Origin of the sequence: Streptomyces sp. ActVer, from assembly GCF_027270795.1 — a bacterium.
In the GTDB taxonomy this organism is placed as follows: Bacteria; Actinomycetota; Actinomycetes; order Streptomycetales; family Streptomycetaceae; genus Streptomyces; species Streptomyces umbrinus_A.
Window position 1 is genome coordinate 1 of sequence record NZ_JAPWHT010001035.1, and the last position, 533, is coordinate 533.

The following is a 533-nucleotide window of genomic DNA, read 5'->3' on the forward strand; positions in this document are numbered from 1 at the left end:
TGGGGCCGGGGGCGGTTCGCGGTCGGGGCTGGGGCTGGGGTTCGGATTTGGCTCGGGTTCCGGGTCGGGTTCCGGGTCCGGGGCCGGTAGCGCTTCGGAGGATGGCGGTGGGCATCACCATCACTGGCTTCGTACCTGCCAGTCCCTCGTACGGACCCTCGCGACCCGGCCCGCCCGGGTGCCGGCTCCCGCGGTGACCGGGCCGACCCGGTTGCGGATCGAGGTCGACGGGGTGACCCTCGTCGACCTCGACCAGCCGCTGGAGTCCGTGTCCGTCACGCCGGGTGGGGCGGGCGGGGGTGCGCGTGTCGAGGTGCGGCCCGCTTCCGTCGGTGCGGAGGCCGCTCTGCTGGAGGCTGTGGCTCGGACGATCACCGTGTCGGGGTCGGACTTCCGGTATCGCGCGGATGCGGTGGTCGGGGGGCCGGTGCGGACTCGCACGTGGACGGTGCGGGAGGGGGCGTGGGGGTTGACGTTGCCGGGGTGACGGGGGGGTGCCGGGAGGGGGTTTTCGCCCCCCCCCCCCCCCCCCC

Annotated in this window: 1 pseudogene; it reads left to right on the plus strand. The window is 75.4% G+C overall.

The window, feature by feature from the left end:
- A pseudogene (locus tag O3Q52_RS53995) lies at positions 1–487 on the plus strand (diacylglycerol kinase); the annotation flags it as partial.
- Positions 488–533: the final 46 nt, after the last annotated feature.